Annotated in this window: 19 protein-coding genes and 2 pseudogenes; 15 read left to right on the top strand and 6 right to left on the bottom strand. The window is 61.5% G+C overall.

The features are described from left to right. Positions 1-144: 144 nt before the first annotated feature. Positions 145-816, top strand: coding sequence for an alpha/beta family hydrolase (locus HGP14_RS10510; protein ID WP_168829782.1), 672 nt, complete (start codon positions 145-147; stop codon positions 814-816). A 15-nt stretch (positions 817-831) separates the two neighbouring features. Here the strand turns inward: HGP14_RS10510 and HGP14_RS10505 are convergent, their stop codons facing one another. Both HGP14_RS10505 and HGP14_RS10500 read right to left on the bottom strand, forming a co-directional pair. After that, a complete protein-coding gene (locus HGP14_RS10505) occupies positions 832-1491 on the bottom strand; it encodes a peroxiredoxin (protein ID WP_168829781.1) in 660 nt (219 codons plus the stop codon). Between the two features lie 120 nt (positions 1492-1611). Then, positions 1612-2943, bottom strand: coding sequence for a hemolysin family protein (locus HGP14_RS10500; RefSeq protein WP_168829780.1), 1332 nt, complete (start codon positions 2941-2943; stop codon positions 1612-1614). A 291-nt stretch (positions 2944-3234) separates the two neighbouring features. Here HGP14_RS10500 and HGP14_RS10495 point away from each other — a divergent pair, with 291 nt between their 5' ends. From HGP14_RS10495 to HGP14_RS36445, 7 genes and pseudogenes are all read left to right on the top strand, one after another. Then, complete coding sequence (locus HGP14_RS10495) at positions 3235-3822, top strand: ANTAR domain-containing response regulator (RefSeq protein ID WP_168829779.1); 588 nt, start codon at positions 3235-3237, stop codon at positions 3820-3822. Between the two features lie 49 nt (positions 3823-3871). Beyond that, a complete protein-coding gene (locus HGP14_RS10490; RefSeq protein ID WP_168829778.1) occupies positions 3872-5146 on the top strand; it encodes a CmpA/NrtA family ABC transporter substrate-binding protein in 1275 nt (424 codons plus the stop codon). 368 nt (positions 5147-5514) lie between these two features. Beyond that, on the top strand, positions 5515-6777 hold the full coding sequence (locus HGP14_RS10485; RefSeq protein WP_168829777.1) for an MFS transporter: 1263 nt from the start codon (positions 5515-5517) through the stop codon (positions 6775-6777). A gap of 18 nt (positions 6778-6795) precedes the next feature. Beyond that, entirely contained in the window at positions 6796-9246 is a 2451-nt protein-coding gene (gene nirB, locus HGP14_RS10480; protein ID WP_168829776.1) for a nitrite reductase large subunit NirB, read from the top strand. 4 nt (positions 9247-9250) lie between these two features. Then, positions 9251-9586, top strand: a complete 336-nt coding sequence (gene nirD, locus HGP14_RS10475) for a nitrite reductase small subunit NirD (protein ID WP_168829775.1) — start codon at positions 9251-9253, stop codon at positions 9584-9586. After that, positions 9586-11202: pseudogene (locus tag HGP14_RS36450) on the top strand (molybdopterin-dependent oxidoreductase); the annotation flags it as partial. The gene nirD and the pseudogene HGP14_RS36450, both read left to right, overlap by 1 nt. 123 nt (positions 11203-11325) lie before the next feature. Next, positions 11326-12411: pseudogene (locus HGP14_RS36445) on the top strand (molybdopterin dinucleotide binding domain-containing protein); the annotation flags it as partial. Between the two features lie 134 nt (positions 12412-12545). Here HGP14_RS36445 and HGP14_RS10460 read toward each other — a convergent pair. Continuing rightward, entirely contained in the window at positions 12546-13880 is a 1335-nt protein-coding gene (locus HGP14_RS10460) for a dicarboxylate/amino acid:cation symporter (protein WP_168829774.1), read from the bottom strand. 237 nt (positions 13881-14117) lie between these two features. Here HGP14_RS10460 and HGP14_RS10455 point away from each other — a divergent pair, with 237 nt between their 5' ends. The 7 genes from HGP14_RS10455 (at position 14118) to HGP14_RS10425 (ending at position 23052) form a co-directional block, all read left to right on the top strand. Further along, the gene (locus tag HGP14_RS10455; RefSeq protein WP_168829773.1) at positions 14118-15980 is read left to right on the top strand and encodes a sensor histidine kinase; all 1863 of its coding nucleotides are present in this window, start codon (positions 14118-14120) and stop codon (positions 15978-15980) included. Next, positions 15977-17344 (top strand): sigma-54 dependent transcriptional regulator, encoded by a 1368-nt coding sequence (locus tag HGP14_RS10450; protein ID WP_168829772.1) that lies wholly within the window; start codon positions 15977-15979, stop codon positions 17342-17344. The genes HGP14_RS10455 and HGP14_RS10450 overlap by 4 nt, the downstream gene beginning before the upstream one ends. A gap of 110 nt (positions 17345-17454) precedes the next feature. Further along, on the top strand, positions 17455-18039 hold the full coding sequence (locus HGP14_RS10445; RefSeq protein WP_168829771.1) for a DUF1269 domain-containing protein: 585 nt from the start codon (positions 17455-17457) through the stop codon (positions 18037-18039). 298 nt (positions 18040-18337) lie between these two features. After that, positions 18338-19462: a sugar ABC transporter substrate-binding protein gene (locus HGP14_RS10440; RefSeq protein ID WP_168829770.1), complete on the top strand. Its 1125-nt coding sequence runs from the start codon at positions 18338-18340 to the stop codon at positions 19460-19462. Positions 19463-19541: 79 nt separating this feature from the next. Beyond that, the gene (locus HGP14_RS10435) at positions 19542-21092 is read left to right on the top strand and encodes a sugar ABC transporter ATP-binding protein (protein ID WP_205927115.1); all 1551 of its coding nucleotides are present in this window, start codon (positions 19542-19544) and stop codon (positions 21090-21092) included. After that, on the top strand, positions 21089-22069 hold the full coding sequence (locus tag HGP14_RS10430) for an ABC transporter permease (RefSeq protein WP_168829769.1): 981 nt from the start codon (positions 21089-21091) through the stop codon (positions 22067-22069). The genes HGP14_RS10435 and HGP14_RS10430 overlap by 4 nt, the downstream gene beginning before the upstream one ends. After that, positions 22066-23052, top strand: a complete 987-nt coding sequence (locus HGP14_RS10425) for an ABC transporter permease (RefSeq protein ID WP_168829768.1) — start codon at positions 22066-22068, stop codon at positions 23050-23052. The genes HGP14_RS10430 and HGP14_RS10425 overlap by 4 nt, the downstream gene beginning before the upstream one ends. A gap of 26 nt (positions 23053-23078) precedes the next feature. Here the strand turns inward: HGP14_RS10425 and panB are convergent, their stop codons facing one another. The 3 genes from panB to HGP14_RS10410 form a co-directional block, all read right to left on the bottom strand. Next, positions 23079-23912: a 3-methyl-2-oxobutanoate hydroxymethyltransferase gene (gene panB, locus HGP14_RS10420; RefSeq protein WP_168829767.1), complete on the bottom strand. Its 834-nt coding sequence runs from the start codon at positions 23910-23912 to the stop codon at positions 23079-23081. Further along, entirely contained in the window at positions 23912-24787 is an 876-nt protein-coding gene (panC, locus tag HGP14_RS10415; RefSeq protein WP_168829766.1) for a pantoate--beta-alanine ligase, read from the bottom strand. Before panC ends, panB begins: the two co-directional genes overlap by 1 nt. A gap of 164 nt (positions 24788-24951) precedes the next feature. After that, the gene (locus HGP14_RS10410; RefSeq protein ID WP_168829765.1) at positions 24952-25851 is read right to left on the bottom strand and encodes a carbohydrate ABC transporter permease; all 900 of its coding nucleotides are present in this window, start codon (positions 25849-25851) and stop codon (positions 24952-24954) included. Positions 25852-25862: the final 11 nt, after the last annotated feature.

The following is a 25862-nucleotide window of genomic DNA, read 5'->3' as shown; positions in this document are numbered from 1 at the left end:
AATATGCCGTGAAAATCCGTTGGACGTAAGTGCCGAATTGGTCGTAGTGGCGAATTATCATACAGTATTGGAGAGAAACCCGTTCGCAGCCCGAATAGCCGCCAAATTACTGACAAAGCCCAGCCGGCCGTCTATGAATCACCCATGCAAAATGGATTTCTAACAACTGGTCCTGACAACGCCGAGGTGACGATGCTGCTCGCACACGGTGCTGGCGCAGCGATGGATTCGACGTCGATGACAGCCGCGGCCGAGGCTCTCGCAGCCGTCGGCTTTCGCGTCGCCAGATTCGAGTTCGCCTATATGGCGGCACGGCGAACATCCGATGGCCGGAAACCGCCTCCCCGCGCCGACAGGCTCATTCCAGAATATCTTGCCGCCGTCGAGCAACTCGCCGCGTGCGGCCCTCTTATCATCGGCGGCAAATCAATGGGCGGCCGTGTTGCCAGCATGGTTGCCGACGAACTCTTTCGTGAGGGCAAGATCATAGGGCTCGTCTGCCTCGGCTATCCGTTCCACCCGCCGGACAAACCTGGCCAGCTCCGTACGAAGCATCTGGAGACGCTAGAGACGCCGACACTGATCGTGCAGGGAACGCGGGATGCGTTCGGCACACGGGAAGAGGTGCCGGGCTACTCCCTGTCCAGCAAGATAGACCTGCTCTGGCTTGAAGATGGCGACCATGACCTGAGACCCCGAAAAAAGATCTCGGGGTTCTCGTTTGCAGATCATCAGGCGAGCATGGCGCAAGCCATCAGAGATTGGGCGTCCGCGAAAGCATCCAGATCATCTCTAGGCCCGGTGGCGCTGACATAGAACTCACGCCTTGCGTCAGTTGGCAGGCTGCTTGGTCTTCCTCAGATAGGGAAGGACCGTGTCAAAGGAGCCAAAGCGGGTAATCGCGTCTTCGTTCGAAACCGCCGCCGTGATGATGACGTCCTCGCCTTGCTGCCAGTTTGCCGGCGTCGCCACCTGATGCTTGGCGGTCAGCTGAATAGAGTCGATGGCGCGCAGGATTTCACCAAAGTTGCGGCCCGTCGTCATCGGGTAGGTGAGGATGAGCTTGATCTTCTTGTCAGGGCCAACCACGAAGACGGAGCGGACGGTGGCATTGTCGGCTGGCGTGCGGCCTTCGGAGCTCTCGCCCGCGCCTGCCGGCAGCATATCGTAGAGCTTCGCCACATTGAGATCCTTATCCCCGATCAGCGGATATTCGACGTCGAAGCCGGTCGCGGCCTTGATGTCACCCTTCCACTTGCCGTGGCTTTCGACCGGATCAACCGATATGCCGATGATCTTGACGCCACGCTTGCGGAATTCGCCTTCGAGGCCCGCCATCGCGCCGAGTTCCGTCGTGCACACCGGCGTGAAGTTCTTCGGATGGGAGAAAAGCACGGCCCAGCCGTCGCCGATCCAGTCATGAAAACGGATCGGCCCGTGAGTGGTTTCGGCGGTAAAATCCGGGGCGATGTCGTTGATGCGAAGGCTCATGGGGTCGTTCCTCTATCCTTAGGTCACGGTATGAATTCTATCGGCGGTAGCAATACACGCTCCTCGTGGCCATCAGCAAGCGCTCCTCGCGCCCCGGCGGCAATTCTGGAAGCGCGTCGGCTAGATATCCGCCGCGTCTGCCGACGCGCGCGTCGCCATGATCTTGTCGATGCGCATGCCGTCCATGTCGATGACCTCGAACCGCCATCCGTCGAACTCGAAGGTTTCACCGGTCTCGGGAATGTGCTGGAGCTGGTGAAGGGCAAAGCCCGCGAGCGTGTGGAAATCGGCATCCGGTCTTTCACGCAAACCGAGTCTTTCGAAAGCGTCGAAGGCTGGCATCATCGCATCGACGAGCAGCGAGCCGTCTTCGCGGACAATGATGGTCGGCTCCTCGTCGGATCCCGGGAGATCTCCGGCAATCGCTTCGAGCAGATCGGTCTGCGTGACGATACCCTCAAGGCTACCATATTCATCGATGACGATGGCAAGATGGACCGGCGAGGCCTTGAAGCTATCGAGAACGCGCACCACCGAGGTCCCTTCATGGAGCACCAGCGGCTGCTTGATCGCATCCAGAGGCCTGATCTTTCCGCCATCCAGAACCTGATCGAGCAGGTCCTTCTTTAGAACCATGCCGATCGGTTCGTCGATCGAGCCCCGGGCGACGAGAAGCTGCTCGTGCCGGCACTCCCGGATCGTCTTCAGGATTTCAGCGTCGCTGTCATCGGCATCGAACCAGTCGACATCGAGGCGTGGCGTCATGATGTCGGAGATCGGTCTCTCGCCGATATTGAGCACCCGTTCGACGAGCTGCTGTTGCACCGGATTGAGAAGGCCCGCTTCCTGGCTCTCGGCCACCAGCAGCTTCAGTTCCTGCGGAGAATGAAAGGAGGATTCGCCTGCTCCCGCACGAAGACCAACGGCTCGGAGCACGAGGTTGCCCAGGCCATTGAGAACGAAGATTGCCGGTTTGAACAGGGTGCGGAAGAAATCGAGCGGCCGGACGACGGCGAGCGCCGTTCCTTCGCTTCGCTGTAGCGCCAGGCTCTTCGGCGCCAGCTCGCCGAGCACGATATGAAGCGCCGTTATGATGATGAATGCTATGACGACGGCGATGGCGTGCGAGCCTCTCACGGCCCATTCGCCCGGTAGCCACGCCAGCAGTGGCTGGATCAGATGCGCCAGCGCCGGTTCGCCGACCCAGCCGAGAGCAAGCGAGGAGATCGTGATGCCGAGCTGCGTCGCCGCGAGATTTGCGTCGAGACTGTCTACCGCCCGCTGAAGCGCCGAAGCGTTCATCCGCCCCGCAGCGGCAAGTTCGGCGACCCGGCTGCGCCTCACGGAAACCAGTGCAAATTCGGCAGCCACGAAGAAGCCATTAGCGCCGACCAGAAGAAACACGGCAAGAACTCCGGCATAATCCAGAATACTGCCATCTTGGCCCGTCATGTCTTGATCGTCCTTAGCTGTGGAATGAAACGATATCGTAGCACGCGGAAGCAGACGCGGCACACAGGACAGCAGCTGATTTATGATTTTGGAGATGCGAGAGACCGCGACGCGTCTTCAAAAACAGCCGACATCGTCACCGGCACGGACCCACTGCGCGACGTCTCGGTCCGGTAAACCGGAAATGCTCGAAACATTCGCAGTCGCACATTTTTTGTGCATTTATTATTATTGCTTAATTTTACGGCTGTTCATCTTGCCTGTTGTGCTGCAGTGCGGTTAAAATGACGCATGAGCCGTTGTGACCTGACAGTGCTTGTCATCGATGAAAATACGATCCGCGCCTCAATCATCGAAGAGGGGCTGCGGGAGGCTGGCCATACGCGTGTAGCGGTGGTCCATGAGGTCCACGGCGTCGCGCGCATCATCGAAACGCTGAAGCCCGATGTCATCATCATCGATATCGAGAACCCCAATCGCGACATGATGGAACATCTTTTCCAGCTCACGCGAACGATCAGCCGGCCGATCGCGATGTTCGTCGATCGATCGGATAGCGCGTCGATCGAGGCGGCAGTTGAAGCGGGGGTCTCCGCCTATATCGTCGACGGGCTGAAAAAGGAGCGGGTGAAACCGATCCTCGATATGGCTGTCAGCCGGTTCAATGCGTTCAGCCGCCTGCAGCGGGAACTTGCCGACGCGAAGTCGGCACTTGAGGAACGCAAGGTCGTCGAACGGGCCAAGGGTATCCTCATGAGGATGCGCGGCCTTTCGGAGGAAGAGGCGTTCGCCCTGCTGCGCCAGACGGCGATGAATGAGAAGAAGAAGATGTCCGAGATCGCGCAAAGCGTCGTGACGGCAGCCGGATTGTTAATGTGACCCGGCGCGAACGCCATTCGATTGTTCGGAGGATTGCGGAGTAAATGCGGTGACGAGAATAGAAGTACAACCGGGCCGTCTGTCTTCGCCTTTACGGCTCCACAGCGAAGGGCCTCGCATTCTGCGCGCCGGCTTCATTCCCCTTGTCGATGCCTCGGTGCTGATTGCCGCCGCAGAATTCGGATTTGCCGAGAAGGAGGGCCTGACCCTCGATCTGGTCAAGGACGTTTCCTGGGCGAATGTTCGCGATCGGCTGGCATTTCGCCAGTTCGACATCGCCCACATGCTCTCGCCAATGCCTGTTGCCGCAATGCTCGGATTGGGATCGAACCCCTCGCCCACGATTGCACCGTTTTCTTTGGGACGCGGCGGCAATGCGATCACGCTCTCGACCCGGCTCTTCGAGCGCATGCGCCAAGTGGCGGGCATTTCGGAAACGGCAAGCGCGATCGAGAATGCCAAGGCGCTGGCCAAAGTATTCGCCGATATGCGGGTCCGCGGCGAGCCCGCGCCGACACTTGGCATGACCTATCCGTTTTCCTCACACAACTACGAATTCCGCTACTGGTTGGCTGCCGGCGGGATTGATCCGGACAGGGATGTGAAGCTGGTCGTCGTTCCGCCTCCCCTCACCTCCGACGCCTTGGCGGCCGGCGCGATCGACGGCTTCTGCGTCGGGGCGCCCTGGAACATGGTGGCTTCCGAACGCGGCGTCGGCCGGATCGTTGCCGCGAAGCAGGATATCTGGCCCTCGGCGCCGGAAAAGGTGGTCGGCATGCGGCCCGATTGGGCCGAAAGCCATCCGGAAACGGTCTCCCGGCTGATCGTGGCGCTGGATGCCGCGTCGCGCTGGTGTGATCGCACCGAAAACCACGACGCCCTGGCCGAAGCATTGGCGGATCAGCGTTATATTTCCGCTCCTGTCGATATTATCAGGCACGTGCTCGCAGGCGAGTTCAGCCTCGATGCCACGGGCAGCCGCCGCGTCATCGACAACTACTTCATGTTCCATGGCGACTATGCGAATTACCCACGGCCGAGCCAGGCATTGTGGATCTACAGCCAGATGGTCCGCTGGGGCCAGGCCGGGATCAGCCTGAACAGCGCACGATCGGCGGCCTCTGCCTATCGTCCCGATCTCTACAGGGCAGCGCTCGGCGACAACTGCACGCCGCAGGACGCCGATATCCGGGTCGAGGGTGATAGCGACGGCGACCGCTTTATGGACGGCCGGATCTTCGATCCAGCGCAATTCGTGGAATATGTCGACGGGTTCGCCGTCAAGAGCGCCCAACGCTTAACCCCGGGCGCGGACGAAGTCTGATTTCTGCTGCCCTGCACAAAAGGCTGGCAGCGACTCGCGCACCACATACGGCATTCGCACAAAAGATGCGCAGCGCACTCTTCCGCCCGAAAATTGCGCATCGGCGTTCAATCTGTAGGTTCTCCTGTGATTTCAACGGCCTACAAATCCTGACATAAACTGGCACGCAGCTTGCAGGATTAATTTTGCCCGGATCAACGGCGATCCAGGCGGATGAGCGCGCAATAGGCGCTCGCAAAGACATCGACGTCGCAAGGTTGTTGCAGTCTGGGAACCCTTCCTTCCCGTGGACGCAATCTCCGAGCGGCGTTTTTTGTTTCAACGTTCAACAATGGATCGGCACGACCTCGTCGGGCCCCGGAGAAGCCATGTCTGTTATCAGCAACACACAGTCCATGTCCGCCGGCGAACCAGCCAAAGCATTGTGGATGTCCACGATCGCCTTCACCCTCTGTTTTGCCGTCTGGACGATCTTCGCGATCATCGGCATCCGCATCAAACAGGAGCTTGGCCTGAACGAGGCCGAGTTCGGATTGCTGGTTGGCACCCCTGTCCTGACCGGTTCGCTCGTCCGCATCGTCCTCGGCATCTGGACCGGCCGTTATGGCGGCCGCCTCGTCTACACCCTCACCATGCTCGCCGCCGCCGTGGCGACCTTCCTGCTCTCCTATGCCCACACCTACACGCAGATGCTGATCGCCGGGCTCGGTGTCGGCCTTGCCGGCGGCTCCTTTGCCGTCGGTGTTGCCTACGTCTCGCCCTTCTTTCCGGCGCAAAAACAGGGAACGGCGCTTGGCATCTTCGGCGCCGGCAATGTCGGTGCCGCTGTGACCAAATTCGCGGCACCCTTCGTCCTGATCGCCTGGGGCTGGCAGGCTGTTGCCCAGATCTGGGCCGTCGGCCTGGCGCTGATGGCAATCGTCTTCTGGTTCACCACGACGGATGATCCGGCCTTCCGCCTCCGCCGCGAAGGCAAGCTCGCCTCCAAGAGCCTGGCACAGGAATTCGCGCCGCTGAAGAATGTCCAGGTCTGGCGCTTCTCGCTCTATTACTTCTTTGCCTTCGGCGGCTTCGTTGCCCTGTCGCTGTGGCTGCCCCGCTATCTGGTTGGCGTCTATGGTTTCAATCTGGCAACTGCGGGCATGGTCGCGGCTGCCTATTCCATCCCCGGCAGCATCTTCCGCGCCTTCGGCGGCGTCGTCTCCGACAAGAAGGGCGCCCGCAGCGTGATGTACGTGATGTTGGCGGTCGCGGCCGTCGCAACGCTTATCCTGTCGCTCCCGGCTGCCGGAACGGGTGCCGCGCTTGGCATCACGCCTGCGGTCTTCATCGTCGTCATCTTCGCCCTCGGCTTCGTCATGAGCCTCGGCAAGGCGGCCGTCTACAAACACATCCCCGCTTACTACCCTGAAAGCGTCGGCGCGGTCGGCGGTATCGTCGGCATGATGGGCGGCCTCGGCGGCTTCATCCTGCCGATCGCCTTTGGCCTGCTCAAGGACATGACCGGCCTCTGGTCGAGCTGCTTCATGCTGCTCTTTGCGATCGTCGTCATCTCGCTCATCTGGATGCACCTGTCGGTCAGGCAACTCGACCGCCGGGGCCTCTCCGCACAAACCGTCGCTGCCACCTGATCTGAGGACCTTGAAACTATGACTGAGAAGCTTGTCATCATCGGCAACGGCATGGCGCCCGGGCGCATGCTCGAGCACCTGTTCGAAAAGGCGCCGGGCCAATATCAGGTCACGATCTTCAACGCCGAGCCGCGCGTCAACTACGACCGCATCATGCTCTCGCCGGTTCTATCCGGCGAGAAGGACTACGAAGAGATCATCATCCATGGTGATGGATGGTACATCAAGCACGGCATCACCCTCTACAAAGGGCACAAGATCATCAAGATCGATCGTGCCGCCAAGACGGTCACCTCCGATCACGGCGTCACCGAAAGCTACGACAAGCTGGTGATCGCCACCGGCTCCGTGCCTTTCATCATCCCCGTGCCCGGCAAGGATCTGCCCGGCGTCATCACCTATCGCGACCTCGACGACGTGCAGGCGATGCTGCTTGCCGCACAGTCGCGCGAGAAGGCGATCGTCATCGGCGGTGGCCTGCTCGGCCTCGAAGCGGCGGCCGGCCTTGCGTCGCGCGGCATGGACGTCACGGTCCTGCACGTGATGCCGACGCTGATGGAGCGTCAGCTCGATCCGGCTGCCGGTTACCTCCTGCAGAAGGCCGTGGAGGAACGCGGCATCAAGGTCATCTGCAAGGCCAACACCAAGGCGATCATCGGCAATGGCAAGGTCGAGGGTGTCGAGCTAGACGACGGCCGCGTCATTCCTGCGACCCTCGTCGTGATGGCCGTCGGCATCCGTCCGAATGCCGGCATTGCCAAGGACGCCGGCATTGCGGTCAACCGCGGCATCGTCGTCGATGACGGCATGCAGACCTCGGACGGCAGCATCATGGCGCTCGGTGAGTGCGCCGAAGTCGACGGCATGGTCTATGGCCTGGTCGCACCGCTCTACGAGATGGCCCGCGTCGCCGCCTCGCATCTGTCCGGCGACCGCTCCGCGGCCTTCGTGCATTCGGACACGCCGACCAAGCTCAAGGTCACCGGCATCGAACTCTTCTCGCTCGGCGACTTCGCCGATGGCGACGACCGCGAGGAGATCGTGCTGCGCGACGCTTCCGCCGGCGTCTACAAGCGCCTTGTGCTCAAGGACAACAAGATCATCGGCACCGTCCTTTACGGCGAAACCGCCGATGGTGCCTGGTTCAACGATCTGAAAAAGAAACAGACCGACATCAAGGAGATGCGCGAAACGCTGATCTTTGGTCAGGCCTATCAGGGAGGGTCGCCGCTGGACCCTATGGCGGCCGTTGCAGCCTTGCCGGATGACGCGGAAATCTGTGGCTGCAACGGCGTCTGCAAGGGCAAGATCACCTCGACCATCACAGCCAAGGGCCTGACGTCGCTGGACGACGTACGCGCCCATACCAAGGCCTCGGCCTCCTGCGGCTCCTGCACCGGCCTCGTTGAAAAACTGATGACGCTGACGCTTGGCGACAGCTACAACCCGGCCGCCGTCCAGCCGATGTGCACCTGCACCGAACTCGGCCACGATGACGTCCGCCGGCTCATCAAGGCCAAGGGCCTGAAGAGCATTCCTGCCGTCATGCAGGAGCTGGAATGGAAGACGTCGTGCGGCTGCGCCAAGTGTCGCCCCGCGCTCAACTACTACCTCGTCTGCGACTGGCCGGACGAGTACGCCGACGATTACCAGTCGCGCTTCATCAACGAACGCGTCCACGCCAACATTCAGAAGGACGGCACCTATTCCGTCGTTCCGCGCATGTGGGGCGGCGTGACGAACTCCAACGAGCTGCGCGCCATCGCCGATGTCGTCGACAAGTTCGAAATCCCGATGGTGAAGGTCACCGGCGGCCAGCGCATCGACCTGCTCGGCATCGAGAAGGAAGACCTGCCGGCAGTCTGGGCCGATCTCGGCAAGGCGGGCTTCGTCTCCGGACAGGCCTATGCCAAGGGGCTGCGCACTGTGAAGACCTGCGTTGGTTCCGACTGGTGCCGCTTCGGAACGCAGGATTCCACCGGGCTCGGCATCCGCATCGAGAAGTTCATGTGGGGCTCCTGGACGCCGGCCAAGCTGAAGATGGCTGTCTCCGGTTGCCCGCGCAATTGCGCTGAAGCGACCTGCAAGGACATCGGCGTCATCTGCGTCGACAGCGGTTTCGAGATCCATTTTGCAGGTGCTGCCGGTCTCGACATCAAGGGCACGGAGGTTCTCGGGCTCGTGAGGACCGAGGACGAGGCGGTGGAGCATATCGTGGCGCTGACGCAAATGTACCGCGAGCAGGCCCGTTATCTCGAGCGCATCTACAAATGGGCAAAGCGTGTCGGCCTCGACGAAATCCGCCGCCAGATCATGGACAACGCCGACAAGCGGAAGGCTTACTACGAGCGCTTCATCTTCTCCCAGAAATTTGCCCAGGTCGACCCCTGGTCGGAGCGCGTCTCCGGCAAAGACAAGCATGAGTTCAAGCCGATGGCGACGATCGGCTACCCGCAGGCCGCTGAGTAAGGAGATGGACATGAACTGGATTTCAATCGGCGACATCTCTGAAATTCCGCTGCGGGGCGCGCGCTGCGTGAAGACACCCCAGGGCAAGATTGCCGTCTTCCGCACCGCCGAAAACGAGGTCTTCGCCATCGAGGATCACTGCCCGCACAAAGGCGGGCCGCTCTCCCAGGGCATCGTGCATGCGAAGGCGGTCACCTGCCCGCTGCACAACTGGGTGATCTCGCTCGAGACCGGAAAGGCGCTCGGCGCCGATGAGGGCGAGGTGCGGACCATCCCGGTGCGCAACGAGGACGGCGCCCTCTTCATCGCGCTCGAAAGCGTGATGATGGCGGCCGAATGATGGAAAAAGAGGTCAAGACAACCTGTCCCTATTGCGGTGTCGGCTGCGGCGTCATCGCCAAGGTCGCCGACGACGGCAAGGTTTCCGTCAAGGGCGACCCGGATCACCCCTCGAACTTCGGGCGGCTGTGCTCGAAAGGCTCGGCGCTTGGCGAAACCGTCGATCTCGACGGGCGCATTTTCCACCCCGAGATATCGGGCGAGCAGGCAGAATGGGGACAGGCGCTTGACCTCGTCGCGCAACGATTTTCGGATGCCATCGCTGAGCATGGACCCGATTCCGTTGCCTTCTACGTCTCCGGTCAGCTGCTGACCGAGGACTATTACGTCGCCAACAAGCTGATGAAAGGCTTCATCGGCTCGGCCAATATCGACACCAATTCGCGGCTCTGCATGTCGTCTTCCGTCGCCGGCCACCGCCGCGCCTTCGGCTCAGATACCGTGCCGGGCACCTATGAGGACATCGAGCTCGCCGATCTGGTGATCCTCACTGGCTCGAACCTCGCCTGGTGTCACCCGGTCATCTATCAGCGGCTGGCGGCTGCCAAGGCGGCACGTCCCGGCATGAAGGTCGTCGTCATCGATCCGCGGCGCACGATGACATCAGATATCGCCGACCTGCACTTGGCGATCCGCCCGGATAGCGACGTCGCGCTTTTCGTCGGCCTCGTCGAGCATCTGATCGCAAACAACGCCATCGACCAGAACTACGTTGCCGAACATACCAATGGCTTTGCCGAGGCCTTTACGGTTGCGTCAGGAATCTCCTTCAACGAGGTGCTGGAGCTGACCGGCCTGCCGGCCATGCAGCTTCGCGAATTCTACCGTCTCTTTGCCATCACCGAGAAGGTCGTCACCTGCTACAGCCAGGGCGTCAACCAGTCCTCTTCGGGCACTGACAAGGTCAACGCCATCATCAACTGTCACCTCGCCACTGGTCGGATCGGCCGGCCGGGCATGGGGCCCTTCTCGCTGACGGGCCAACCGAATGCCATGGGCGGGCGAGAAGTCGGCGGGCTTGCCAACATGCTGGCCGCCCACATGGCGATCGAAAGTGCCGAGGATCGCGACCGCGTCCAGCGTTTCTGGGGTGCGCCGAGAGTTGCCGAAAAGCCGGGCCTGAAAGCGGTCGACATGTTCAGGGCAGTCGCCGACGGGCGGATCAAGGCGCTCTGGATCATGGCAACCAACCCGGTCGTCTCCATGCCGGATGCCGACGCCGTCGAGGCCGCCATCAGGGTCTGTCCTTTCGTCGTCGTCTCCGACGTCCTGAAGGACACCGATACCACGCGCCACGCCCACGTCCTTCTGCCCTCACTCGGCTGGGGGGAAAAGAGCGGCACGGTCACCAATTCCGAACGCCGTATCTCCCGCCAGCGCTCCTTTCTCGATGTACCCGGAGAAGCCCGCGCCGACTGGTGGCAGCTTGCCGAAGTGGCTCGCCGCATGGGCTTTTCCGAAGCTTTCGACTTCGGCTGCAATGCCGAGATCTTCGACGAGCACGCCGCCCTCTCCGCCTTCGAGAATAACGGCAGTCGCGACTTCGATATCGGCGCCTACATCGGCATGAACCGCCGGGCCTATGACGAACTCTCTCCCTTCCAATGGCCTGCCGCACGCGAGGCAGCCCCCCTCTGGCCTGCCGGCCATCTCCCCCACAAGGGGGAAGATCATGAGCCGCGTAACCATCGCTCCGAAGCAAGCCTCGCGGCTTATTCGACGGTCGATTTAGAAGAAGGGGCAGGCGCCCAGCCAATCTCCCCCCTTGTGGGGGAGATGGCCGGCAGGCCAGAGGGGGGTAATGACAAGCGCTTCTTTTCGAATGGCGGCTTCTACCATGCCGACGGCAAGGCACGCTTCATCGCCGTCGAACCGGTCGTCTCGGATCGCACCAACGCCAACTATCCCTTCACGCTGAACACCGGCCGCATCCGCGACCAGTGGCACACGATGACGCGGACGGGCAAAAGTGCACGGCTCTCATCCCATATCGCCGAGCCCTTCGCCGAACTCCATCCGCGCGACGCGATCGAGATCGGCGTCGGCAATGCCGGTCTCGTCGAGATCGAAAGCCCACACGGCAAGGCCGTGGTTCGCGCCCTGATCACCGAGCGCCAGGCCCGCGGCAGCATTTTCGTGCCGATGCACTGGAACGATCAGTTTGCCGCGAAGGCCCGCATCGACGCCGTCGTCGCGCCTTTGACCGACGCGATCTCGGGCCAGCCGGCGTCCAAGAATGTCGCGGTTTCGGCTCGACGCTTCAAGGCGGCGCGCTATGGCTTTGCAGTTTCCGAGGCAAAGCCGAACAATCTCGATGCCGACTATTGGGCGCTGGCAAGGGCCGACGGCGGCTGGCGCGTGGAGCTGGCCTTCGACCAACCGGTCGAGGACTGGTGCGCGTGGTGCCGCACCACCTTCGCCATCACCGAAAACGTTGAACCGCTCGGCTACGCTGACCAGCAATCCGGCGATCTGAGGCTCGCCTTCTTCGACGGCACGCGGCTGCTTGCGGCGTTGTTTATCGCACGCGAACCCGTCGCCGTCGCCCGCAACTGGGCGATCTCACAGCTCAGCGCCGAACACACCAATTTGCGCAAGCGCTTCGCGCTGGTCGCCGGTCGCCCCGGTGCGGACAAGCCGGATCCGGGCGCCACCGTCTGCTCCTGCTTCGGCGTCGGCGTCAACCAGATCGTCGGTGCTGTCCGCAACGGCTGCCACAGCGTCGAAGCGATCGGCAAGGAACTCAATGCCGGAACCAACTGCGGCTCCTGCCGCGCGGAAATAAGGGGCATCATCGATGGATGTCTTGCCGCCGCCGCCGAGTAACGATCGCCGCTTCAGGAAGCGGCTAACGAGCTACGATTCACGCCCCACCTAAACTGGCATGAGCGGCCTAACATGGGCCGCTCATCGTTTCCTCCTCAAACAGCCGCGCCTTGAGCGCGTCTGGTTCGTTTATCCTATTCTGCTGCTTGCAGAACAGGCGCTGGGACTTCAACCTCCTCCGGCAGCTCTCCGGCCATTGCCGCAGCAAGCTTCGTCTGGTCCAACTCGTTCTCCCAGCGGGCGACGACAATCGTGGCGACTGCGTTTCCGACGAAATTCGTCAGCGCGCGGCATTCCGACATGAAGCGGTCGACGCCGAGGATGAGCGCCATACCGGCGACGGGAACCGACGGAACAACGGAGAGCGTTGCGGCGAGCGTGATGAAACCCGCGCCGGTGATGCCTGCGGCACCCTTCGAGCTCAGCATCGCGACCAGCAACAGCAGGATCTGGTCACCGAACGAAAGCGGCGTATCCGTCGCCTGGGCGATGAACAGGGCTGCCAGCGTCATGTAGATGTTGGTGCCGTCGAGATTGAAGGAATAGCCGGTCGGAATGACCAGGCCGACCACCGAGCGCTTGCAGCCGGCCCGCTCCATCTTGGCCATCAGGCCGGGAAGTGCGGCTTCCGACGAAGACGTGCCCAGGACCAGCAGTAGCTCTTCCTTGATGTAACGGATCAGCGCCAGGATCGAGAAGCCGTTGTAACGGGCCACTGCGCCGAGTACGACAAGCACGAAGAGCAGCGAGGTCAGATAGAACGTGCCGATCAGCATTGCGAGATTGGCAATCGAGCCGATGCCATACTTGCCGATCGTGAACGACATTGCACCGAAGGCGCCGATAGGGGCCGCCTTCATCAGTATCCCCACGAGACGGAAGATCGGCGCCGTCAGGGCCTGGAGGAAATCCACGACCGGGCGGCCGCGATCGCCGACCAAGGCCAGCGACATGCCGAACAGGACCGAGAAAAACAGGACCTGCAGGATATCGCCCTCGGCGAAGGCGCCGACGATGGTGTCTGGGATGATATTCATCAAGAAGCCGGTGACGCTCGCATCATGCGCCTTTTCGGCATAGGAGGCGACGGCCTTGGCATCCAGCGTCGCGGGATTGATGTGCATTCCTGCGCCCGGCTGGATGACATTGGAAACGACAAGGCCGACAGCTAGCGCCAGCGTCGAAAAGACGAGGAAGTAGATCATCGCCTTACCGGCGACGCGGCCGACCTTTTGCAGATCGGACATGCCCGCAATCCCGGTCGCGACCGTCAGGAAGATGACCGGTGCGATGATCATCTTCACGAGTTTGATGAAAGCATCGCCCAGCGGCTTCAGCGCCGTGCCGATTTCCGGATAGAAGTGTCCGAGCAGAATGCCGGCACAGATAGCGAAAACGACCTGCACATAGAGATGGCGGTAAAAGGGAACTTTGCCACGCGCTGGCGTGGCGGGAGTGGCTACATGCATAGTATCCTCCATTGGCCCCAAACCGCGAGCGGCCTCCCGGGGCAAGTCTGGCAACTCAACAACCACATGGCTGATCACATAGCTTCTGCAACGTGTGTGCCAGTTTGCCAAGCCAATGCTATATGACTGTTTTCACTTATTTTTTTTGAAAACGCCCCGAAGACACAGGTCTGCCTGCGCGCGTCTTTCCGCACAATTTGATTTGACGCTATGCGGAATTTCGCACATGGACTCTTCATGCTTCAGCGACCGACAATGCCAGGCTATGCAGCGCCGCAAGACCTCATTCGCCGGGTGCGGCGCACCTGGTTCCTGTTCTTTGTGGTGGCAATAGTCATAATTGCGGCGGCGCTTGCGGGTGCCGAATTCTATGGCCGTCGATCCGCCATCGAAGCGCTCGAAAGCCAGGGCCGCACCGACGCCAATCTCAAGGTCGCATTGCTGACTGCCGTGCTGGAGCGTCCCCGCGCCCTGCCGCTTCTCCTCTCGGAGGACCAGCAGGTTCTCGACGCGCTGTCATCCGCAAACAGCCAGGCAATCGAGATCCTGAACCGCAAGCTTGAGCGGCTCGTCACCGGCACGCAAGCTGCGGTGCTCTATGTCGTTCGCCCGGACGGAATAGCCGTCTCGGCGAGCAATTGGCGCGAACCTCTGAGTTTCGTCGGCAATGACTACAACTTCCGTGACTATTTCCGTCGCGCTATGGAGCAGGGAACGGCGGAGCAATTCGCCTTGGGCAGCGTCAGCAAGCGTCCGGGTCTCTTCATCTCCCGCCGCGTCGGCAGCGCGGTTGCTCCCCTCGGTGTCGTCGTTGTCAAGATGGAGTTCGATCGGCTGGAAACCGACTGGCAGAGCGCAAGCCGGCCCGTCTACGTGACGGACAACCATGGGGTGGTTCTGATCACGAGTATCCCTTCCTGGCGCTTCATGACGTCCGGAGCGATACCGCAACAAGATCTGGCATCCATTCGCAGCAGTCTTCAATTCGGCGATGCGCCACTGGCGCCGCTCCCCATCAAGAACCCGGCCATTCTTAATCCCGGCGCCTCGATCGTTTCTGCCGTTCTGCCGGGCAGTGGAGAGGCCAAATATCTCCGTCTTCTCGCCGCGGTTCCGACAACGCCATGGCAATTGGAGTATCTGGTACCGATCGAAACCCCGGTTGCCTCCGCGGTGCAGACCGCGCGGCTGACCGCATTGGCATTTCTTCTGCCCGTTCTTGCGATCGCCGCGTTCCTGCTGAGACGGCGCCAGGTCTCCGTCATGCGGATTGCGACCGAGCAGGCGATGCGGGAGGAGTTGGAACGTCGCGTGGTCGAGCGAACGGAGGATCTGAGCCGCGCCCGGGATCGCTTGCAGGCGGAAATCTCGGATCACCGGGATACCGAGGCCAAGCTGCAAGTCGTACAGCAGGAGCTCGTGCAGGCAAACCGGCTTGCCATCCTCGGACAGGTGGCAGCCGGCGTCGCGCACGAGATCAACCAGCCGGTTGCCACCATCCGTGCCTATGCCGACAATGCCCGCGTTTTCCTCGAACGAAAGCAGACAGACCCGGTCGAGGAAAATCTCGGGGCGATTGCTGCCCTCACCGAGAGAATCGGAACAATCACCGAGGAACTGAAGGCATTTGCCCGCAAAGGAAGGGTCGCCCCCGAGCCGGTCGACCTGCGCGGCGTCATTGAAGGCGCCATTGTCCTGCTGAGAAGCCGATTTTCCGGGCAGCTGAATGCGCTCGATGCCCAACTGCCACCGCCGGGGCTGTTCGTCATGGGCAATCGCATCCGGCTGGAGCAAATCCTGATCAATCTCCTGCAGAACGCGCTTGAGGCTCTCGGTGACCGCAGCGACGCGAGGGTGGAGATCACCGTTACGGAGACGTCGGATGAGGCTGCAATCGCCATCTCCGACAACGGACCGGGCATTCCGCCAGCTATTCTGGATTCGCTTTTCACGCCCTTCCATACCTCCAAGGAACAGGGGCTCGGCCTCGGCCTCGTTATTTCAAAGGACATCGTTGCGGACTATGGCGGCCGCATCGAAGTCTCGAGCAGCGACCGGGGCACATGTTTCACCGTCTACCTTCTGAAGGCAAAGACATGAGCGATGCGTCACCGATCTTTCTCATAGATGACGACAAGGACCTTCTTCGGGCAACCAAACAGACACTGGAGCTTGCCGGTTTCAATGTTTCGGCCTTCCCGGTCGCCGGCCAGGCGCTCGCAGCACTGGATCCGGACTTCGCAGGCGCCATCGTTTCAGACATCCGCATGCCGCAGATCGACGGGCTGCAACTCTTCGATCGCGTGCGGAAACAGGATGCCGACCTGCCGGTCATCCTGATCACCGGCCATGGCGACATACCCATGGCCGTCAAGGCCATCCAGGACGGGGCCTATGATTTCATCACGAAGCCCTTCGCCGCCGACAGGCTGGTCCAAGCCGTCAGACGCGCGGTGGAAAAGCGTCGCCTGGTTCTGGAGAACCGCGCCTTGCGGCGGGCCGCCGATCAGGCTCGCGATGATCTGCCGCTAATCGGCCAGACACCCACCATGGAGCGATTGCGCCGCACGCTAAGACAAATTGCCGATACCGACATCGACGTTTTGTTGACGGGCGAGACCGGCAGCGGCAAGGAAGTCGTCGCAAGCCTGCTGCATAGCTGGAGCCGCAGAGCTTCGGGAAACTTCGTTGCGCTCAACTGTGGGGCCTTGCCCGAGACCGTGATCGAAAGCGAACTTTTCGGCCATGAACCCGGCGCCTTCACCGGCGCCCAGAAGAAGCGCATTGGGCGGATCGAACACGCCAGCGGCGGTACGCTCTTTCTCGACGAAATCGAAAGCATGCCGCCATCGACCCAGGTGCAGATGCTGCGCGTCCTTGAGATGCGGGAAGTAACGCCGCTCGGTACCAACGAGGTTCGGCCGGTCGACCTGCGGGTCGTTGCCGCCGCCAAGGTGGATCTCAGCGATCCGGCGCAGCGCGGCGATTTCCGCGAGGACCTCTATTACCGGCTCAATGTCGTCACGATCTCCATACCGCCGCTCCGGGAACGCCGGGACGACATTCCGCTCCTCTTCGGCCATTTTGCCGAGCGCGCCGCGGCGCGTTTCAAACGGGAGGCTCCGCCGGTTTCAGCGGCCGTTCACCGTCATCTGCAGGAACACAGCTGGCCAGGCAACGTCCGCGAACTTTCGCATTTCGCAGAACGCTTCGTCCTCGGCGTCGAGCAGGCTCCCGTCGGCACGCCGGCTTCGGCGCCGGAAGAAGACGGAGCGCTGACCTTGCCCGAACGGTTGGAGCGTCATGAGGCCAAGATCATCCGCGAGGCGCTCGATGCCAATGACGGCGACGTTCGCCGTACGATCGCGGAGCTCGGCATCCCGCGTAAGACCTTCTACGACAAGCTGCAGCGCCACGGCATTGTCCGCAGTCAATTCGCAGCGTCCAAGGCAGAGCCGTTTTGAACTGAAAACGCCTGCGCAATCAAAGCTCGTCTTCGCGGAACCTCCTGCCCCGGTGGAATTCGCCGACATGCGTCCTAGATCAAGCCTGTCACAACCACGGGAGAGGTCTCATGTCCGAACTTATCGTCCTTGGCTTCGACGACCCCAATAAGGCCGATGCCATTCTCAACAAGCTGTCTCAGCTCGAGAAGGAGTACCTGATCGACCTGGAAGACGCTGTTGTCGCCGTGCGCGACAGCGGCGGAAAGGTACGCCTCAAGCAGAGCATGAATCTGCCGGCAGCCGGCGCCGCCAGCGGAGGGCTTTCCGGCGCCGTGTGGGGAAGCCTCGTCGGCCTTCTTTTCCTCAATCCGCTCGCCGGTCTTGTCCTTGGTGGAGCGATCGGTGCTGGCTCGGGCGCACTGGCGGGATCGCTTACCGATTACGGCATCGATGACGGTCTCATAAAGAAGCTGGCGGACACGATCCCGAACAACAGCTCGGCGCTCTTCCTGCTCGTCCGGAAGGCCCAGCCGGACAAGGTTCTGGCAGATTTCGCAGGAGAAAACGCGCGTGTTCTGCGCTCGTCTCTCTCGCCGGATCAGGAACGAAGGCTTCAGGAGGCTCTAGCTGGATCGGCGGCTGCTGCGACGGCGGCGAGCGCGCCCTCCGCTGTTACCGGCCAGACGCCCAGCGCCGGCATCCCTGCGACGTGAGTCAAGATGAGAGGCGTAACTCCGCTTCGAGTGAAAGAGTCGCAGAAGTACCATCCGGGTGAATGAAAAAATCCTAATAAAGCATGACCTTGCATGCTGCTTTACAATGCAGGTTGGTAGCGCTACCATCGCTCGCGTGACGCCGGGGGGAGCCCGTCTGACGTCAACTGGATAGCGTATCGACATGCCTTGCCGGACCGGCAGCCGCTGCAGATTGGAGGATCTGCAGCGGAAAGTCGACGTATGCCGGCACCCATTCGATGCCCGTCCAAAAGTGGCAACAAATGGGAGGATTTCGATGTACAGGACATTCATCGGCGGCATCCTCGCCGCTGCGGCGTTCACCCTTTCCCACTCCACGGTTCTCGCCGAGCCCGAAATCGTCAAAGGGCCTGCGGCCGACGCCGGCTGCTTCGTGCCGTGGGCGGCGGATACCAAGTTCTTCAAGTTTCCGAAGAAGGAAGGTCCGTATCGGATAGCGCTCGCAAACGGCTACATCGCCAACACCTGGCGCATTCAGATGATCCAGACCGCGAAAGCCTATGCCGCTCAGCCGGATGTCGCGGCCAAACTCAAGGAGTTCAAGGTCGTTTCGACCGGCGAGGACGTGCCCGCGCAGATATCGGCAATCAACAACTTCATCGATTCAGGCTATGACGCCATCGTCGTCAATGCGCAGAACCCGACAGCCTTCGGCCCCGTTATCAAGCGGGCCAAAGAGGCCGGCGTGGTCCTGGTCGCCTTCGATAACATCCTCGACACCCAAGACGCGATCAACGTCAACGTCGACCAGAAGGGTCTTGGCGTATTGTGGGCGGACTGGCTGGCGAAACACCTGCCGGACGGCGGCAAGATTCTCGAGGTGCGCGGTGTTGCCGGGACGTCGGTCGATACCGACCGCCACAACGGCATCCATGAGACCTTCGCCGCGACTGGCAAGAAATGGGATGTCGTGGAAGTGCTCGGCAAATGGGACGATCCGACCGCACAGAAGGCGACCGCCGATGCTATCGCCGTGCATAAGAAATTCGACGGCATCACCGCGCAGGGCGGCGATACCGGCGTCGTGCAGGCGATGATTGATGCGAAGCATCCCTTCGTGCCTTTCGGCGGGGAGACGGAGAATGGCTTCCGGAAGTTCTGCGCCAAGTTTGCAGGCGAGGGGTTGAAATGCTCGTCGGCAGGCACCGGACCCGCCCAGGTCGCGGTCGCCATCAAGACGGCCATTGCTGCGCTTGAAGGAGAGGTCGTGCCGCAATCGGTCAAGCTGCCGCTGGCGATTGTCGAGGACCCCAACTTCAAGGAAGGACAGGATTTCTATCCCGACCAGTCCGACAATTTCTTCGTCGGCAATGCCTTCCCAACTTGCGGGATCAATTTCACCGCTCAGGAAATCATGGGGCAGTCGAAGGAAAACCAGTAGGCCGGGGGTGCAACCGGATCGCTTAAAGGGCGTGTCGCGGCATTTCCCGCGGCACGCATAAAGACGCCCCGAGGCAATCATGACGGCATCAGAAATTCCGGCGGCGATCCCGCTCTTGCAGATGAGCGGCGTTTCGAAACGCTACGGCGGCGTTCACGCGCTGGAGAACGCCGAACTTACCGTGGAAGCCGGACGCATCCACGCCATTCTTGGTGAGAACGGCGCCGGCAAATCGACACTCATCAAGATCATAGCGGGCGTGGTCGCACCCGATGAAGGCCGTATGCTGCTGGACGGCCGGCCCGTCAGCTTCAAGTCCCCGGCAGAGGCCTCTGCTGCCGGCGTCACCTGCGTATTCCAGGAACTCTCGCTCATTCCGGACCTGAGCGTCGCCGATAATATCTGCATCGCCGCGCCACCGCGCCGCTTCGGACTGATCGATCGCAAAGCGCAGCGCGCCGTCGCCGAGCAAGCCTTGGCCCGGGCGGGCGCCGAGGACATTCATCCGCGTGCGCTGGTCAAGGATCTTCCGCTTTCGCGCCGGCAGCTGGTCGAGATCGCCAAGGCGCTCGCCTGGAAACCGCGCATACTCATTCTCGATGAGGGAACGTCGGCGCTGACGGCAGCGGATGTGGCCAAGGTCTTTTCGGTCTTGAGGCGGCTGAGGTCGGAGGGTCTTGCGCTGCTTTATATTTCCCACCGAATGCAGGAGATCGCCGAATTGGCGGATCAATGCACAGTCTTGCGGAACGGCCGCAATGTGATGAGTTTCCCGGCCGGTGCGCGCAGTGACAGCGAGATCGTCGAAATGATGATCGGCCGGGAATATTGCAGTGCCTTTCCGCCAAAGCCGAAGCGAGCGGCCGACAAATCCACTCCGGCTCTCGAATGCCGCGGGCTTTGCTGGGCAGGCAGCCTGCGCGACATCTCCCTTACCGTCGGAAAGGGCGAGGTGGTGGGCCTTGGCGGGCTGGACGGCCAGGGCCAGCGTGACCTGCTGCTGGCGCTCTTCGGCGTACTGCGCGGCACCACCGGCTCCGTCCTCATCGACGGCAAGGCCGCAGCGCTTGCCAGCCCATCCGCGGCAAGGTCAAGGCACATCGGCATGGCGCTCATTCCGGAGGACCGCAAGACAGAGGGTCTGATGTTGCCGATGACGGTGCGCGAAAATCTGTCCTTCGCCGTGCTGGACCGGGTATCCCGGAATGGCGTCATCGAGCGGGAAAAGGAAGAGCGGCTGATCGAAGAGATGGTGCAATTGCTGGGCATCAAGACGGCGGGTCTCGACATCCCCGTCGGCGCGCTCTCTGGCGGCAACCAGCAGAAGGTCGTCATCGCCAAGTGGCTGATGCGCACGCCGCGGATCATTCTACTCAACGATCCGACACGTGGCATCGACGTCGGCACCAAGCAGGAACTCTATCAATTGCTGCGACACCTCGCCGAGGCGGGGGCGGCAATCCTGTTCTACTCGACGGATTACGACGAACTGATCGGCTGCTGCGATCGCGTGCTCGTCTTCTACAACGGCAGCATCGTGCGCGAACTGAAGGACGGCAGCATCACGCAGCATGCGTTGGTCGCCAGCGCTCTCAATGTCAACGGCGAGCATATAGGGGGCGCCGCATGAACGACTGGCATTATCGCTTGAAGGAGCATCGCGGCACGCTCATGGCCGCCGGCATTTTCCTCGTCATGTTCACCATCTATGTCTCCAATCATCCCGCAGGACTGACGGCCAATGTCGTGCAGACCGCCGCCAACAAGGGCGTGCTGCTCGCCTTCGTGGCAATGGCGCAGACGCTGGTGGTGATCACGGCAGGCATCGATCTTTCCGTCGGCATGATCTTCATCCTCACCAATGCGCTGGCATCCTGGATTGTTCTTGGCACACCCCTCGAGACGGCGTTCGGCGTGATCGCCGTGCTGGCTGCCGGTCTTGCCTGCGGGGCGCTGAACGGTCTGATCGTCATCTACGGACGATTGCAGCCGATCGTCGCAACGATTGCGACCGGCGCGATATACTTCGGGATCGCCCTGCTGCTGCGGCCCTTTCCGGGCGGGTCGGTCAACGAGGAACTGGCGGATTTGATGACCGGCAAGGTGTTCGGTCTCGTGCCCGCCAGCCTGGTTGTTCTCATTGGCGTCGTTCTCGTCATCTGGGTGCCGTTCAGCCGCTCGGTCATCGGGCGGGCTGCCTACGCGTCCGGCTCCTCGGAGATCGCGGCCTATATGTCCGGCCTGCCGATCCGCCGTGCGAAGTTTACAGCCTATGCGCTGGCCGGGCTTCTTGCATCGATCGGCGGACTGTTCCTCACATTCTTCACGTTTACCGGAGAGGCCGCACTGGCGAGCGGCAATGCCTACACCCTTTTCTCGATCGCCTCGGTGGTGCTCGGGGGCGTCTCCTTGTTCGGCGGCAAGGGCAGCGCGATCGGCGCAATCTTCGGAGCGCTGGCCTTTCGAACCATCGGCGACTTGCTCTTCGTCTTCGACTTCGACCCGTTGTGGCAGCCATTGTTCCAGGGTGTCGTGCTGCTCGTCGCCGTCAGCCTCGGGGCGTTCGGATTGTTCCGCGTCCGCAACCGTCTGGAGTGGTTCGGATGAGTAACGTGACACGAGAACATCCCGTGAGGCAGCCCCACAAATTCACGCACCGGCTGGATCCGGCCATCGCCACGGCCTTCGGCTGCATCGTCCTGCTGCTCGTCATCGGCAGTTTTTATTCCACCAGCTTTCTGTCTCCGGAGTACCTGCTGCAGCAGCTGAAAGTCGCATCCTTCCTTGGCGTCATCGCCACCGGCATGATGATCGTGATCCTGCTCGGCCAGATCGATCTGTCCGTTCCGTGGTCGGTTGCCGTCGGCGGAATGATGGCTTGCGCCGCGGCCGCCTATGGTCCGGCGGGCGAGATTCTGGCCGTTCCTTTCGGCATTCTTTGCGGCATGGCGATCGGGCTCGTTAATGGGATCGGGGTCGCATACCTTCGCATCCCCTCGATGATCATCACGCTGGCGACCAACGCCGTCGCTCAAGGATTGATGGTCGTCTATACCCGCGGCTTCTCGCCCCAGGATTCCGCGCCTGCCGTCATGCGTTATCTTGCAACCGGCTTTCTTCTGCCCGGCATTCCCAATGCAGTCATCATCTGGGCAGCCGTCGGCGCCGTTACGGTCTTCGTCCTTACCCGCACGACATTCGGCCGCTCCGTCTACGGCATCGGCAACCAGGAGCGCGCGGCCTATCTCTCCGGCATCAACACGCGGCGGATCGTGCTGATCGCCTTCATCGCTTCGGGTGGGCTCAGCGCCTTCGGCGGGGTGCTGCTTGCTGGCTATGCGTCGAAGGCCGCGCAGTCGATGGGCGATGCCTACCTTCTGCCCTCGATCGCCGCGGTCGTGCTAGGCGGTACCTCCATCCTTGGCGGCAAAGGCTCCTATCTCGGGACGGTTGCAGGTGTGATCCTGATTACGTTGCTGCTATCGATCCTTTCGGTCATGCAGATGCCCGAGGCGGGGCGGCAGATCATCTACGGCGTCATCATCATCGCCATGCTGCTGCTCTACGGCCGCAGCCCCGCTAACCGGTAAGTGATCGGCCATGCGGAGCGTTCAGGTCAAGCGGGTGGTGGGACGCGGATGTCGACCGTATGTTCCCGCCCCGGGAAGCGGCGGCTTCGAACATCGCCGGCGTAAGCTTGCACGGCGTCCTCGATCGTCTGCGCAAGCCCGGCGTAACGCTTGACGAATTTGGGCGTGAAATCCGTGAACAGGCCCAGCATATCGTCTGCAACCAATATTTGGCCGTCGCAAGCCGCCGAGGCGCCGATACCGATCGTCGGGACGTGGATCGAGGCGGTCACTTCACGTGCCAGCGGCTCCACCATTCCCTCGATGACAACGGCAAAGGCGCCGGACCCGCCGACGGCGCGGGCATCGCGCCTGATCTTTGCGGTCTCGCTTTCGGAGTGACCGAGCGAGCGGTAACTGCCCGCGGTGTTCACTTGTTGCGGCATCAGTCCGATATGTCCGCAGACCGGCACGCCGCGCGCAGTCAGGAAAGCGATGGTCTCGACCATTTCCTCGCCGCCCTCCAGCTTGACCCCGTCGCATCCGGTTTCCTGCATGATCCGCACCGCACTTCGAAAGGCTTGTTCCTTCGATTCCTGATAGCTGCCGAAGGGCAGATCGACGATCACGCAGGCGCGGGTGACGCCGCGCATGACCGCCTGGCCGTGGGCGATCATCATGTCGAGGGTGACGGGAATCGTGTTCGGCAGACCGTAGAGCACCATGCCGACGGAATCGCCGACCAGCAGCAGATCGCAGTGAGCGTCGAGCGCTCGCGCCATGGGCGTCGTGTAGGCCGTCAGGCAGACGATCGGCACGGAGCCTTTCATCGACTGAATTCGGACCGGAGTGAGCCGCTTTTGACTAAGGACCTTGCTCATTAGGCTGCCCTCGATGCGGCATCGAATTGACGGCCGATGATCCTGTTGTCAAGAAGCTTGGTGGCGCCAATGCGAACGAAGAGAGCGACAAGCGCCGGCCGGTCGCGCAAGGTCGTTAGCGGCTCCAGCGTCTCCGGATCGCGAACGGCGACGACTTCGGCGGTAGCAAGGGGTTCGCGTGCAATGAACTCCCTCAACGCGGCTTCGAGTGCACGCGGATCGTCCATGCCATTGCTGTAAAGGCGTTCGGCCTCATCGAGCGCACGGGGAACGATCACCGCCGCGGCGCGCTCGTCGGCCTTCAGGTAGCTGTTTCGCGATGAGAACGCCAGTCCGTCCGCTTCGCGCACCGTCTCGACGGCCACGATGCGGACCGGCTGGGCAAGATCCTCGACCATCCGCTTGATGATCACGACCTGCTGGTAGTCCTTCTCGCCGAAATAGGCGGCATGCGGCTGAACGATATTGAAAAGTTTGGTCACCACAGTCGCCACGCCGGCAAAATGTCCGGGCCGGACGGCGCCTTCCAGTTCGCTGCCGAGCGCCGGCACGTCGACCACGGTCTGCATCGGCCGCGGATACATCTCCTCGACATCAGGAGCAAAAAGAAGATCGACGCCGGCAGCCGAAAGCATGGCGCTATCCCTCTCGAGGTCCCGGGGATAACGCGAGAGATCCTCGTTCTGGCCGAATTGCAGCGGGTTGACGAAGATGGAGGCGATAACGGCATCGTTCTCGCTCCGTGCGCGTGCGACCAGCTCCATATGGCCGGCATGAAGAAATCCCATCGTCGGCACGAAGCCGAGCGTCCGGCCTTCATTCTTGATCGCCGCGATATGCTCCCGCAGCTCGGCAATCCCTGTCACGACACGCATCTTTCAACCTCCCGGAAAGCGGTGGCGGATAGAAGTTGATTTCACGCGAAGCGTCAATTACCGGCTCAGGATAATATCGATTAGCAAGAGCTGAAACTGTTTTCAGCTTCCAATGAGTAACGCGGCGCCGCCTCCCTGCATCCGAACGCCCTTTATCAGCTTCATCATTCCTTCACCGCGCCGGTCATCGACGAGACGTAGTAATCGACGAAGAAGGAGTAGAGGATCACGACAGGCAGCGAACCGAACAACGCGCCGGCCATCAGCGAACCCCATTCGAACACGTCGCCGCGCACCAGTTCCGTCAGAACACCGACGGGAATGGTTTTGTTTTCCGACGACTGGATGAAAGTGAGCGCGTAGATGAACTCGTTCCATGAGAGCGTAAAGGCGAAAATGCCGGCCGATATCAAGCCGGGGACCGCAAGCGGAAGGATGATCTTCACCAGGATCTGCCAGCGGTTTGCGCCGTCGACCAAGGCACTTTCCTCGAGCTCGAACGGAATCGAGCGGAAATAGCCCATCAGCAGCCAGGTGCAGAAGGGAATGAGGAATGTCGGATAGGTGAAGATCAGCGCCAGCCTGGAATCATAGATCCCCAGCTTGAACACGATGAAGGCCAGCGGAATGAAGAGGATCGAAGGCGGCACGAGATAGGCGAGAAAGATCAGCAGCCCGACCGGGCGCGAGCCGGTAAAGCGCACGCGTTCGATCGCATAGGCCCCCAGGACGGATGCCACGAGCGACAGCGCCGTTGAGCCGACCGCAACCACCATCGTATTCCACAGCCAGCCCGGATAGGACGTTTCGAAGAACAGATATTTGATGTGATCGAGCGTCGGGCCGACGACCCAGAAGGGGCTGAAGTTGCTGTAGTCGGTCAGCTGCGCGTTCGGTTTGACGGCGGTGATCGCCATCCAATAGAACGGAAAGAGCAGCACGAAGACGAAGACCGCCATCGGCAAATAAAGCATCACAATCCGCCGGGGCAGGCGATTGAGATAACCCATGCCCTCGACATTGTCGGTCAGAACCCGGTCGCTGGTGTTGACGTTGGCGTTCATGATTTTCTCCC

The organism is Rhizobium sp. P32RR-XVIII, from assembly GCF_012641395.1.
GTDB lineage: Bacteria > Pseudomonadota > Alphaproteobacteria > Rhizobiales > Rhizobiaceae > Rhizobium.
This window is presented reverse-complemented; position numbering and strand designations above follow the sequence as displayed.

Coding starts and splice junctions, on each gene's coding strand:
- HGP14_RS10510 (WP_168829782.1), top strand. CDS start 145: ATGCAAAATGGATTTCTAACAACTGGTCCTGACAACGCCGAGGTGACG.
- HGP14_RS10505 (WP_168829781.1), bottom strand. CDS start 1,491: ATGAGCCTTCGCATCAACGACATCGCCCCGGATTTTACCGCCGAAACC.
- HGP14_RS10500 (WP_168829780.1), bottom strand. CDS start 2,943: ATGACGGGCCAAGATGGCAGTATTCTGGATTATGCCGGAGTTCTTGCC.
- HGP14_RS10495 (WP_168829779.1), top strand. CDS start 3,235: ATGAGCCGTTGTGACCTGACAGTGCTTGTCATCGATGAAAATACGATC.
- HGP14_RS10485 (WP_168829777.1), top strand. CDS start 5,515: ATGTCTGTTATCAGCAACACACAGTCCATGTCCGCCGGCGAACCAGCC.
- nirB (WP_168829776.1), top strand. CDS start 6,796: ATGACTGAGAAGCTTGTCATCATCGGCAACGGCATGGCGCCCGGGCGC.
- nirD (WP_168829775.1), top strand. CDS start 9,251: ATGGACATGAACTGGATTTCAATCGGCGACATCTCTGAAATTCCGCTG.
- HGP14_RS10460 (WP_168829774.1), bottom strand. CDS start 13,880: ATGCATGTAGCCACTCCCGCCACGCCAGCGCGTGGCAAAGTTCCCTTT.
- HGP14_RS10455 (WP_168829773.1), top strand. CDS start 14,118: ATGCTTCAGCGACCGACAATGCCAGGCTATGCAGCGCCGCAAGACCTC.
- HGP14_RS10450 (WP_168829772.1), top strand. CDS start 15,977: ATGAGCGATGCGTCACCGATCTTTCTCATAGATGACGACAAGGACCTT.
- HGP14_RS10445 (WP_168829771.1), top strand. CDS start 17,455: ATGTCCGAACTTATCGTCCTTGGCTTCGACGACCCCAATAAGGCCGAT.
- HGP14_RS10440 (WP_168829770.1), top strand. CDS start 18,338: ATGTACAGGACATTCATCGGCGGCATCCTCGCCGCTGCGGCGTTCACC.
- HGP14_RS10435 (WP_205927115.1), top strand. CDS start 19,542: ATGACGGCATCAGAAATTCCGGCGGCGATCCCGCTCTTGCAGATGAGC.
- HGP14_RS10430 (WP_168829769.1), top strand. CDS start 21,089: ATGAACGACTGGCATTATCGCTTGAAGGAGCATCGCGGCACGCTCATG.
- HGP14_RS10425 (WP_168829768.1), top strand. CDS start 22,066: ATGAGTAACGTGACACGAGAACATCCCGTGAGGCAGCCCCACAAATTC.
- panB (WP_168829767.1), bottom strand. CDS start 23,912: ATGAGCAAGGTCCTTAGTCAAAAGCGGCTCACTCCGGTCCGAATTCAG.
- panC (WP_168829766.1), bottom strand. CDS start 24,787: ATGCGTGTCGTGACAGGGATTGCCGAGCTGCGGGAGCATATCGCGGCG.
- HGP14_RS10410 (WP_168829765.1), bottom strand. CDS start 25,851: ATGAACGCCAACGTCAACACCAGCGACCGGGTTCTGACCGACAATGTC.